The 11,735-nt window shown below is 69.3% G+C and carries 9 protein-coding genes; 4 read left to right on the plus strand and 5 right to left on the minus strand.

The genetic code is table 11. The features are described 5' to 3' along the window. Positions 1-14: 14 nt before the first annotated feature. Together argE and EV216_RS16015 are read right to left on the minus strand one after the other, a co-directional pair. Entirely contained in the window at positions 15-1,181 is a 1,167-nt protein-coding gene (gene argE, locus EV216_RS16010; RefSeq protein ID WP_132696538.1) for an acetylornithine deacetylase, read from the minus strand. Further along, positions 1,178-2,392: a M24 family metallopeptidase gene (locus tag EV216_RS16015; RefSeq protein ID WP_132696539.1), complete on the minus strand. Its 1,215-nt coding sequence runs from the start codon at positions 2,390-2,392 to the stop codon at positions 1,178-1,180. Before EV216_RS16015 ends, argE begins: the two co-directional genes overlap by 4 nt. Before the next feature lie 191 nt (positions 2,393-2,583). Between EV216_RS16015 and EV216_RS16020 the strand changes: the two genes are divergently transcribed. The 3 genes from EV216_RS16020 to EV216_RS16030 all read left to right on the plus strand — a co-directional run bounded on the left by EV216_RS16020 (position 2,584) and on the right by EV216_RS16030 (position 7,305). Next, the gene (locus EV216_RS16020) at positions 2,584-3,954 is read left to right on the plus strand and encodes an aspartate aminotransferase family protein (RefSeq protein ID WP_132696540.1); all 1,371 of its coding nucleotides are present in this window, start codon (positions 2,584-2,586) and stop codon (positions 3,952-3,954) included. A 244-nt stretch (positions 3,955-4,198) separates the two neighbouring features. Further along, complete coding sequence (locus tag EV216_RS16025; protein ID WP_132696541.1) at positions 4,199-5,950, plus strand: type I secretion system permease/ATPase; 1,752 nt, start codon at positions 4,199-4,201, stop codon at positions 5,948-5,950. After that, positions 5,947-7,305: an HlyD family type I secretion periplasmic adaptor subunit gene (locus EV216_RS16030; protein ID WP_243642105.1), complete on the plus strand. Its 1,359-nt coding sequence runs from the start codon at positions 5,947-5,949 to the stop codon at positions 7,303-7,305. Before EV216_RS16025 ends, EV216_RS16030 begins: the two co-directional genes overlap by 4 nt. A gap of 85 nt (positions 7,306-7,390) precedes the next feature. Here EV216_RS16030 and EV216_RS16035 read toward each other — a convergent pair whose 3' ends face one another. The 3 genes from EV216_RS16035 to EV216_RS16045 form a co-directional block, all read right to left on the minus strand. Continuing rightward, positions 7,391-8,434 carry a cytochrome-c peroxidase gene (locus EV216_RS16035; RefSeq protein WP_132696542.1) on the minus strand — a complete coding sequence of 348 codons (1,044 nt, stop codon included), beginning with the start codon at positions 8,432-8,434 and terminating at the stop codon, positions 7,391-7,393. A 208-nt stretch (positions 8,435-8,642) separates the two neighbouring features. Further along, positions 8,643-9,236 (minus strand): hypothetical protein, encoded by a 594-nt coding sequence (locus EV216_RS16040; RefSeq protein WP_132696543.1) that lies wholly within the window; start codon positions 9,234-9,236, stop codon positions 8,643-8,645. 37 nt (positions 9,237-9,273) lie between these two features. Next, positions 9,274-9,906, minus strand: a complete 633-nt coding sequence (locus tag EV216_RS16045) for a hypothetical protein (RefSeq protein ID WP_132696544.1) — start codon at positions 9,904-9,906, stop codon at positions 9,274-9,276. 269 nt (positions 9,907-10,175) lie between these two features. Here EV216_RS16045 and EV216_RS16050 point away from each other — a divergent pair, with 269 nt between their 5' ends. Then, positions 10,176-11,639: a caspase family protein gene (locus EV216_RS16050; protein ID WP_132696545.1), complete on the plus strand. Its 1,464-nt coding sequence runs from the start codon at positions 10,176-10,178 to the stop codon at positions 11,637-11,639. The last annotated feature ends 96 nt before the right edge of the window (positions 11,640-11,735 follow it).

The raw sequence follows: 11,735 nt of genomic DNA on the forward strand, positions 1-11,735 counted from the left end.
TGCGGGGGCCGGGCCTAGCGGGTCAGGACGGCGGCCAGATTGTCCAGCATGCTCAGGCATTGGGCCAACTGGTCGAGCGTGATGTATTCGTCGGGCTTGTGGGCCTGGGCGATGGACCCCGGCCCGCAGACGGCGGCCGCGCAGCCGATGGACTGGAACAGCCCCGCTTCGGTCGAGAAGGGCACGGTTTCGGCGCGGGCCTCGCCGGTCAGGTCCATCAGCAGGCGGCGGGCGGCGCTGTCTTCCATCGGTTCCAGCCCGGCGACCTCGCCCACCACGCGGGTCAGGATGGCGGCGGCGGGATCAACGGCGCGCATGCCGGGCAGCAGGACCTCGTCCACATGGCGGGCCATCTGGTCCTTGACGAACGCCATGTCCGCGGCCTGGACGGGGCGCATTTCCCAATCCACTTCGGCCCGGCCGGGGATCACGTTATGGGCATGTCCGCCCGCGATGCGGCCCAGGTTGATCGTGGTCCAGGGCGGGGTGAAGGGGCTGTTATGCGGGGCGCGCGCCTTCAGCGCCTGGGCCAGGTCCATCAGGCGGGCGACATAGCGCACCGCGGCCTCGGCGGCGTTCACGCCTGCGTCGGGGTTCGAGCCGTGGCCTTCCAGCCCGTGAAACTCCACCGAATATTCGCAGCAGCCCTTGTGCGCCTCGACGATGCGCATTTCGGTGGGCTCGCCGATGATCGCGACCTCGGGGCGGAGGCCGCGGGCGGCCAGTTCGGCCACCAGCGCCTGCCCGCCGAGGCAGCCCACCTCCTCGTCATGGGTGAAGGCGAAATGCAGCGGGCGTTTCAGATCCAGCGCCGCCCAGACCGGCGCCATGGCCAGCGTCGCGGCGATGAAGCCCTTCATGTCGCAGGTGCCGCGGCCGTAAAGCCGCCCGTCGGCCTCGTGCAACCGGAACGGATCGGTGGACCAGTCCTGGTCGGTCACCGGCACCACGTCGGTATGGCCCGACAGCACGATCCCGCCGCCCGCCGCGCGCGGGCCGAGCGTGGCAAACAGGTTGGCCTTCTGCCCGGTCTCGTCATGGAACAGGTCCACATGCGCGCCCAGATCGCCCAGCATGGCGGCGATATGGACGATCATCGCGAGATTCGAGTCCGAGGATACGGTGGGAAAGGCCACCAGATCGGCCAGGATCGCGCGGGTGCTGTCCAGCCGGTCGGTCATGGCTTGACGTAGAGCTTGCGCGGGCGGTTGCAGAAGGTCTCGGCCGGGCCGTCCTCGCGGATCAGGATGGATTCGGTGATTTCCAGGCCCCAGTTCTCCATCCAGAGGCCGGGCATGAAATGGAAGGTCATGCCGGGTTCCAGAACGGTGTCATCCTCGGGGCGCAGGGAGATCGTGCGCTCGCCCCAGTCGGGCGGGTAGCTGAGGCCGATCGGATAGCCGCAGCGCGCGCCGCGGCGGATGCCTGCCCGTTCAAGGGGGGCGGCCAGCGCATTGGCGATGTCGCAGGCCCGGTTCCCGGCCTTGGCGGCCCATAATCCGGCCTCGATCCCTTCGAGCAGGGCGGCCTCGGCGCGGCGCATGTAATCGGGCGGCTCGCCCAGGAAGATCGTCCGGCAGAACGGCGCGTGATAGCGCCGGTAGCAGCCCGAGATTTCGAAGAAGGTGGCCTCTCCTTCCGCGAAGGGCCGCCCGTCCCAGGTCAGGTGCGAGGCCGAGGCATCCGCGCCGGAGGGCAGGAGCGGCACGATGGCGGGGTAATCGCCCCAGCCCTCGTCGGTGCCGGTGATCGCGTCGTGATAGAGATCGGCCACCAGCCGGTTCTTGGGCAGGCCGGGTTCGATCCGGTCCAGCACGCCGTCGATCATCTTTTCCGAGATCCGCGCGGCGCGGCGCATGAAATCCAGTTCCTCGTCGGATTTCACGGTGCGCTGCCAGTTCACCAGCGCCGTGGCGTCCACCAGTTCGGCCTCGGGCAGCGCCGCGCGCAGGGTCAGGTAGGCCTTGGCGGAGAAATAGTAGTTCTCCATCTCGACGCCGATCCGCCTGGCGCCATAGCCCAGGTCGCGGATGATGTCCGCAAGCTGCTGCATCGGGTGGCGTTCGGTCGATTGAACGTAAGCGTCCGAATAATGGGTGATATGGGCGCCCGCCATCCAGACCGTGCGCACCGCGGCATTGGCGTCCATCTGGCGTCCCCACCACATCGGGTCGGCATCGTGGAAGACCAGAACGCCCTGATGGACATAGAAGGACCAGCCGTCATAGCCCGTGAGCCAGGCCATGTTCGAGGGATCCTCGACGAACAGGATGTCGATGCCGCGCTCTTCCATCGCCCGGCGCACAAGGCCCAGACGGCGGTCATATTCGCCCAGGCTGAAGGGCGCGTGACCCTCGGTGGCGTAGCCGAACTGGACGATTTCCTCGGTCATGGGGGCGATGGCTCCTGTTCGCGGCGTGTCGGGCGATATCAGACCATGGCGCGGGGGGCGTCAATCTCTGTGGCGGGGGGCAGGGGTGGAGGCGGCGGGTCAAACCGGCTATGCCTGCGCCGAGCGATATCCCCGGCGGGGCTATCCGAGGGGCGCGCGAGGCGCCGCAACCGGGCGAAAGGACAGGCGCGATGCTGAGAAACGACCAGTTGGAACAGTGGGACCGCGAGAGCTTTTTCCACCCCTCGACGCATCTGGGCCAGTTCGCCCGCGGCGAGGCGCCGGAACGGATCATCCGCACCGGGCAGGGCTGTTTCATCGAGGATCGCGACGGCAACCGCTTTCTGGACGCCTTTGCCGGGCTTTATTGCGTGAATGTGGGCTATGGCCGGGCCGAGATCGCCGAGGCGATTGCCGAACAGGCGCGGGAACTGGCCTATTACCACGCCTATGTGGGCCATGGCACCGAGGCCAGCATCACGCTGGCGAAAATGGTGATGGACCGCGCGTCGGCGCATATGTCCAAGGTCTATTTCGGGCTGTCGGGGTCGGATGCGAACGAGACGAATGTCAAACTGGTCTGGCATTACAACAACCTGCTGGGACGGCCCGAAAAGAAGAAGATCATCAGCCGCTGGCGGGGCTATCACGGCTCGGGGCTGGTGACGGGGTCGATGACCGGGCTGAAGGTGTTCCATGACCGCTTCGACCTGCCGCTGGAGCGGATCCTGCATACCGAGCCCGCCTATTACTATCGCCGTCCCGATCCCGACATGAGCGAGGCCGATTTCGTTTCCTTCTGCGCGGCAGAGCTTGAGGCGCTGATCGCGCGCGAGGGGGCCGAGACCATCGCCGCCTTCATCGGCGAGCCGGTGATGGGGACGGGGGGCATCGTGCCGCCGCCCGCGGGCTATTGGGACGCGATCCAGCCGATCCTGGAGCGCCACGATATCCTGCTGATCGCCGACGAGGTGGTGACCGGCTTCGGGCGGCTGGGCAGCATGTTCGGGTCCGACCATTACGGGTTGCGGCCCGATCTGATCACGCTGGCCAAGGGGCTGACCTCGGCCTATGCGCCGCTGTCGGCCTCGATCGTGTCGCAGCGGATGTGGGACGTGCTGGCGCGCGGCACCGACGAGTTCGGGCCGATCGGCCATGGCTGGACCTATTCGGCGCATCCGATCGGGGCGGCGGCGGGGGTGGCCAACCTGAAGCTGGTGGACGCGCTGGGGCTGGTGCAGAACGCGGCCGAGCTGGGGGCGTATTTCCTGGCGGCGATGCGCACTGCGCTGGCCGATCACCCGCAGGTGGGCGAGGTGCGCGGCGAGGGGATGCTGTGCGCGGTGGAGCTGGTCGCGGACAAGGCGGCGCGGCGGTTCCACGATCCGGCGGGCAAGGTCGCGGGCGCGGTGGTGGCCGAGATGGCGCGCAACGGCGTGATCGCGCGGGCGATGCCGCAGGGCGATATCCTGGGCTTCGCCCCGCCCTTGTGCCTGACGCGGGACGAGGCCGACCAGGTGGTGGATGCGACCCTGCGGGCGATCCGGGCCACGCTGGGCTAGCGGCGGGCCTGCGCGGCGGCGGCGGCGGAGTTCCGCAGGGCAAGCCGGGACGCCGATTGCCAGCCTTGAATTCCGGCACGGAACGGGGTTTGAGTGGGGCCGAACAGGCGCGGGGCATGCCCGCCCGCGAGGCTCCGCAGGGGCCGGGAGATGAGGAAGCCGATGAGCCCGTCGAGCGATGCGCCTGGCCTGGCCATGCGTGCCGCGCGGCGGGTTGCGTTGCGTCCCTGCCAAGGTCGGACCGATGAGCAAAGCCCAAGACCGCAACGAATTCACGCTGGCCCGGGCCAGGAGCAGAAGCCTGTTCTGGGCGGTGGCGCTGTTCAGTTTCTTTGCCAACCTGTTGATGTTGACCGGTCCCCTGTTCATGCTGCAGGTCTATGACCGGGTGCTGGGCTCGCGGTCCGAAGAGACGCTGGTGGCGCTGTTCCTGCTGGTGACGGCGCTGTATCTTTTCTACGGGTTGCTGGAATTCGCGCGCGGGCGGGTGACGGCTCGGATCGGGGCGCGGCTTCAGGCGGTGTTCGGGCGGCGTGTCTTCGGCGCGGCGATCGAGCGGGCGGCGCTGCGCAACGGGCAGGGGCCGGGGGGCGCGGCGTTGCAGGACCTTGATTCGGTGCGCGGCGTCTTTGGCTCGCCGGTGCTGCTGGCCTTTTTCGACCTGCCCTGGACGCCGGTCTTCCTGGCCGCGATCTTTTTGTTTCACCCGATGCTGGGTTGGCTGTCGCTGGCGGGGGCGGCGATCCTGGTCGTGGTGACGCTGGTCAACCGGATGGTGACGCAGAAGGGGCTGGACGGGTCGAACCATATGGCCCATGCCGCGCAACGGCTGGCGCGGCAGGCCGAGGAGGGCGGCGCGCTGGTCTGGTCGCAGGGCATGGCGCCCGTCATGTCGGAACGCTGGGCGCGGTTGCAGGAAGAGGCGGGCGCGCGGGGGCTGAATGCCAATGATCGCACCGGCGGTTTCAGTTCGTTCTCGAAGGCGTTCCGCTTTTTCCTGCAATCGGCGATCCTGGCGCTGGGGGCCTGGCTGGTGCTGCGCGGCGAGTTGACGCCGGGCGCGATGATTGCGGCCTCGATCATGTTCGGTCGCGCGCTGGCGCCGGTGGACCAGGTGCTGGGCCAATGGCCCGCGATCCAGCGCGCGCGGTCGGGCTGGCGCAGCCTGCGGGAGTTCCTGGCCGCGATGCCCGCGCGCCGCAAGCCGACCGACCTGCCCGATCCCGAGGCGCGGCTGTCGGTCAGCGGCGTGGCGCTGCGCAATTCGGCCCAGGGCGCGCCGCCGATCCTGTACGGCATCAGCTTCGAGGTGAATCCGGGCGAGGCGCTGGGCGTGATCGGCAAGAGCGGGGCGGGCAAGACCAGCCTGGCCCGGCTGATCCTGGGCCTGGTTCCGCCCAGCGCGGGCGAGGTGCGGCTGGACGGGGCCACGCTGGACCAGTTCGACCCCGAGCGGCTGGGCCGACTGATCGGCTGCCTGCCGCAGGAGGTGCGTTTTTTCGACGGCACGGTGGCCGAGAACATCGCGCATATGGCGCTGGAGCCGGATCCGGCCCGCGTTGTCGCGGCGGCGCAGCTTGCCCGCGTGCACGAGATCGTCCTGCGTCTGCCCAAGGGCTATGACACGCCGCTGGTCGAGGGCGACGGGCTGTTGTCGGGCGGCCAGCGCCAGCGGCTGGCGCTGGCGCGCGCGCTGTATCACGATCCCGTTCTGCTGGTTCTGGACGAGCCAAACTCGGCGCTGGATGCCGATGGGTCGGAGGCGCTGAACGTGGTCGTCTCGGACATGAAGAAGGCGGGGAAATCGGTGATCGTGATGACCCACAGGCCGTCGGCCATCGCGGTCTGCGACCGGATTCTGGTGATCGACAATGGCCAGCAGAAGGCGCTGGGGCCGCGCGACGAGATCGTGCGCTCGCTGATGCGCAATGCGGGCGATGTGCAGCGCAGTATCGGATCGGTGCGCGGCACGACGGTTCAGGGGGCGGGCGGATGAGCAGGGCGGATCGCAAGGCCGAGGCGCCGCCCGCGGGTTCTGCGGCTGCGCCCGGTGCGGCGGGCGGTCTGCCGGGCGCGCGCATGCCGCTGGCGGTGGGGATCGTGGCGATCGTGCTGCTGGTCGGCGGCCTGGGGGGCTGGTCGGTGGCGACCAGCATCGCGGGCGCGGTGGTCGCGACGGGCACGGTCAAGGTCGAGAGCGACCGGCAGGTGGTCCAGCATCCCGAGGGCGGCGTGGTCGGCGAGATCCTGGCCCGCGACGGCGATGCGGTCGCGGCGGGGGACGTGGTGCTGCGGCTGGATGGCACCTTCCTGCGGTCGGAACTGGCCATCGTCGAGCGGCAGCTTTTCGAGATCGAGGCCCGCAAGGCGCGGCTGGAGGCCGAGCGCGACGGGGTCGAGACGCTGGTGATCGGCGAGTTGTCGGGCTTCGAGCATCTCGATCCCGACTGGATGCGCGGCCAGATCGAGGGCCAGACAAGCCTGTTCGCCGCTCGCCGCGTGGCGCTGGCCCAGGAGCTGGAACAGCTCGACGAGCAGAGGAGCCAGATCGAGAACCAGATCGAGGGCACGTTGTCCCAGATCGCGGCGCTGGAAAAGCAGCTTGGCCTTGTGGAGCGCGAACTGACGGACAAGCAGACGCTTTTCGACCAGAACCTTGTGCCGGTGGGGCAGGTGCTGGCGCTGCAACGCGACGAGGCGGGGCTGGAGGGCGAGATCGGGCGGTTGATGTCCCAGGCCGCCGAAAGCCGCGCGCGGATCTCGGAACTGGCGGTGCGGGCGCTGCGGCTGGTCGATACGCGCCGCGAGGAGGCGATCAGCCAGTTGCGCGACCTGCAATATGCCGAGATCGAACTGGCCGAGCGCCGCCTGAGCCTGGCCGAGCGGTTGTCGCGGCTGGAGGTGCGCAGCCCGGCCGATGGCGTGGTGTTCGGCTCCAGCATCTTCGCGGTGCGCGCGGTGGTGCAGGGCGGCGCGCCGATCATGTATGTCGTGCCGGGCGGTCAGGCCTTGCAGGTTTCGGCGCGGATCGAGCCGTCGGATATCGACCAGGTCTTTCCGGGCCAGCCGGTGTCGCTGCGGCTGACCTCCTATGACAGCCGGACGACGCCGGAACTGCCGGGCGAGGTGTTGCGGATCTCGGCCGACTCGCTGTTCGACGAGGCGACGCGCATGACCTATTACGAGGCGGTGATCCTGCCCGATACCAGCGTGCTGGCGGACATGCCGAATGTGCAGCTGATGCCCGGCCTGCCGGTGGATGTGTTCCTGCGCACCCGGGACCGCAGCCCGCTGTCCTACCTGGTGCGGCCGCTGAAGATCTATTTCGACAGGGCGCTGCGCGAGGAATAGCGCGGCGGGCGGTCTGCGACGGGCGCGAACGGAACGGGGCCGACCATGATGGCCGGCCCCTTTTTCATGCGCGTGCTGCGCCGCCTCAGTTCGGCATGACCTCGGTGGTCGGGCGCGGCGTTGCGGCGGTCTCGGCCGGGAGCACCGGCAGCGTGATCGACGGCACCTCGCCGGTCAGGCTGTGCAGGAAGGCGACGATCTTGTCGGCTTCCTCGTCGCTGACCTCTTCGCCGAGCTGCGCGGTGCCCATCACCTGCACGGCGACCTTGAGATCCCAGACATTGCCCGAGTGGAAATAGGGCGCGGTCACGCCGACATTGCGCAGCGGCGAGGCGCGGAAGACATATTCGTCGATCGCGGTCTCGGTCACGGCGAAGCGGCCCTTGTCGCCCTCGGGCAGGATGTCGGCGCCGGGCTTCTCGATCAGGCCGAACGGGTAATAGCCGTTGCCGCCGAGATTGACGCCGTTGTGGCAGGTCACGCAGCCCTTGTCGACGAAGAGGACCAGACCCTCTTTCTGGACGTCGGTCAGGGCCATCTCGTCGCCGTTCATGAAGGCGTCGAAGGGCGCGGGGGTGATCAGCGTGGCCTGGAACGCCTCGAGCGCACGGGCCATGTTGTCGAAGCTGACGGCGTCCGTTTCCTCGGAGAAGGCGCTGGCGAACCAGTCGCGGTATTGCTGCATCGAGTTCAGCGTCGCGACGACGTTCTCGGGCGTGTTCGCCATCTCGACACCCGCCTGGATCGGCCCCTTGGCCTGTTCCTTGAGGTCTTCGGCGCGGCCGTCCCAGAACTGAGCGATGTTGAGAACCGCGTTGAACACGGTGGGCGAGTTGCGCGGCCCCTTCTGCCAGCCATGGCCGACCGAGGTGCTCATGTTGTCGTCGCCGCCGGTGGTCAGGTTATGGCAGGAATAGCAGGAAAACACCCCCGAGGCCGACAGGCGCGGGTCGAAGAACAGCGCCTTGCCCAGTTCGATCTTCTCGGGCGTGACGCGGTTGTCGGGCATCTGCGGAATGGTCGAGGGCAGCGGCTCGAAATAGTCGAGCGCCATCTGCCGCAGGTCCGAGGCCGAGGCGGGCAGCGCCATCGCGGTGGTCAGGAGCGCGGTCGAGAGGAGACGTTTCATGGTCAGCACCGTTTTGCAAAGGTTCACGCGTTGTCCCGACCTTAGAATTCTTCCAAGGTCTGGCCTTGACCTGCATCAAGTCCCGGTCCGATTTGCCGGGGCTTTCGGCGTCGCGTTGCATGCGATGGTAGACAAGATGGTTGATTTCCAAGGAAAACAGCCCGATTCCGGCAGGGCTGCGACCTTTCGACCCTGAACCGGCGGCCCGTCAGGCCGAGCGCAGCAGCACCTTGGTCGAGCCGATGGCCGCCGCGATCCGCTGGTAATGCACCATGCGTCGTGCGGAGCCTTCGGTCGAGCGCAGCAGCGCGGTCTCGGCCTCCTGCAGGATCGTCGCGGCCTGCGCAGCGAGGCGATCCAGGGCGTCGCGACGCACCGGCGTCAATGCCCGCGGCGAGATGGTGTCGGCCACCCGCACCCGGCCGCGCGGCAGCGCCGGATCGGCATTGGCCTCGGCGATGCGGCGCAGATCGCGGGCGGCGCGGGTGAGGATCTGCCCGGCGGCGCGGTAATCCCCGCCGGGCATGTCGCGGGCGACCCCTTCGAGCTGGGCGGCGAGACAGTCGATCGCATAGGCGCGCTGGGCGATGCGGGCGCAGAAATCGCGCCCGGCCTCGATCCGGGCCACGATCCGGTCGGTGGTGGCGGCACTTGCCGTGGCCAGCGTCGGCCCGGGTGCGATGTCGGCCTGCGGCCGGGCGGGACCCGGGGCGGCGAACTGTCCCGGCGCGCTGTCGGGCGCAAGGGCAAGGGCGGCGGACAGCGCGCCGGGCAGCACGAGACGGGAAAGGCGGGCGATCATCGGGCAATCTCCTGATGGCGGGTGCGGTTGCGAGCGATCATGCCGAGCGCAGCAGCACCTTGGTCGAGCCGACGGCTGCCGCGATCCGCTGGTAATGCACCATGCGTCGTGCGGAGCCTTCGGCCGAGCGCAGCAGCCGCGTTTCAGCCTCTTCGAGGATCTGCGCGGCGGCGGCGTTCACCTCGGCGAGCGCGTCGCGGCGGACCGGGCTTATGGGCGGCGTGGTCTCGCCCGAGGGCTGGCGCAGCCGGATCTGCGGCCGGGTCCGGTCGCGATTGGCCGATGCCAGTGCGCCAAGGTCGCGGGCGGCCTGCTCGAGCACGGTCTTTGCCCGTTCATAATCCCCGCGCGGCATCTTGGCGGCGATGCGGCCCAGGGCCTGCGACAGGCAGTCGACGGTGTATTCGGGATGCGGAACCCGGTTGCAGATGGCGCGCGCCTCGGCGAAGTCGCGGATGATGAGCTCGGTGACCTCGTCCGAGACGGTTCCGCGTGGCCGGTCCGACGGGGCGGGGTAGAATTCGGGCGTGACGCCGGTGCTGCCGTTTTCGCCATCGCCGCGCGAGGAGGGGGAGGGCTGCTGGCCGGAGGTCTGGGCGATGGCCGACAGGGGCGGGACCGCCAGGGCGAGCGCGAGGGCAAGGGGGATGGCAAGGGATCTGATGGCCATGGGAACCTCCGGTGGGTCCGGCGGGGGAGGTATCCCTGCGCGCCATGCGGGCACCGACGGACCGGCGGGCCACCATGACGGCACCCGGCCAAGACCTGACCATGACGATCCGAGAAGACCGCACCCCCCAACCGTGCGACAGCATCGTAACCTTTCGGAATGCTAGCACATTCCGAGGGTCCGGCCAATCCGCGCCGTTGCCGGGCGCGGTTCTTCCGCGCGGCGAATCGGATAGGATGAGGCGGAACGGGTGGTTGCGGGGATGTTCCATGCGCGTCGTTGTCCTGGCCCTTGTGATCGCGGCGGCGGCGGCCTGGCCCTTGCGGGCCGCCGAGCGCGTCGCGCTGGTGATCGGCGTGGCCGATTACGCGACGATCCCGCCGCTGAGAAACACCGTGAACGATGCCGCCGCGCTGGCAAGCACGCTGCGCGGGATCGGTTTCGAGGTCAGCACGATGCTGGACCCGAGCGCCGCGGATCTGCACGCGGCGCTGGACGATTTCGGCTTTGCCGCCGAGACCGCGGATCTGGCGCTGATCTATTTCGCCGGGCACGGGGTCGAGGTGCAGGGGCAGAATTTCCTGATCCCGGCGGATGCGGCGGTGCGCTCGAACCGGGATGTCCAGGGGCAGGCGGTTTCGCTGGACGATCTGCTGCACGCGGTCGACCGGGCGCGGCGGATGCGGATCGTGATCCTGGATTCCTGTCGCGACAACCCGTTCGGCGACCTGATCGACACCAGCGCGCCGTTGGGCGGCGGCCGCGCGGGGCTGGCGCCGCCCTCGCCCGAGCGCGGCACGCTGGTCGCCTTTGCCGCGCGCGACGGGCAGGTGGCGCTGGATGGCGAGGGCGAGAACAGCCCCTTTGCGCTGGCGCTGATCGACCGGCTGGCGCAGCCGGGGCTGGAGATCTCGCTGATGTTCCGGCAGGTGCGTGACCGGGTGCTGGAGGCGACCGCCAACCGGCAGGAGCCGCATACCTATGGCGCGCTGTCGGGCGAGCCGTTCTACCTGGCCGGTCCGGGCGAGGCCGACGAGCGGGTGCGCGACGAGGATCGCCGCATCGCCTGGTCGAGCCTGCGCCCCGAGCAGGAATTGCAGCTTGCCGCGCTGGCCGCCGAAGGCGATACCCGCTCGATCCTGGGGCTGGCCTATATGCGGCTGAACCCTGCCGAGGACCGGTTCGACCCGGCCGAGGCCGTGCAATTGCTGACGCGGGCGGCCGAGGCGGGCTCGCCCGAGGCGCAGTTCGAGCTGGCCAAGCTTTACGAGACGGGGCTGGGGGTGGCGCAGGACGAGGCGCGCGCGCTGGCGCTGTACCGGCAGGCGGCGGAGCAGGAATTCGCGGACGCGCTGAACGACCTGGCCTTCATGCATTTCCAGGGCGGGCTGGGCCTGCCGCGCGATGCGAAACGCGCGCTGGGCTATTTCGAGCGCGCCGCCGCCCAGCGCCATCCGCAGGCGATGTTCAATTTTGCCGCGCTGATCGACGACGGGCTGGTCGAGGGCAAGGGGCCGGTCGAGGCGGCGGGCTATCTTTATGGCGCGCTGCGCTCGGGCAGCGCGGATGTGCTGGAGATCCTGACCGAGCGGCCGACCATGTTCAAGCCCGAGACAAGGCGGGCCGTGCAGGCGCTGCTGCGCGAGCACGCGTTCTATGGCGGCGCGATCGACGGGGAGTTCGGGCCGGGCACGCAGCGGGGCCTGCGCGCGGCCTATGGCCTGGCCGAGTAGGCGGGTTTCGCCTTGCTGCGCAAGGCGACCCGGCGCAGGGGGGGCCGCCCCCCGTGACGCGGTTCAGGTGGTTTGATGCCGGGGCGAAAAGATGGC

Source organism: Rhodovulum steppense (genome assembly GCF_004339675.1).
Taxonomy (GTDB): domain Bacteria; phylum Pseudomonadota; class Alphaproteobacteria; order Rhodobacterales; family Rhodobacteraceae; genus Rhodovulum; species Rhodovulum steppense.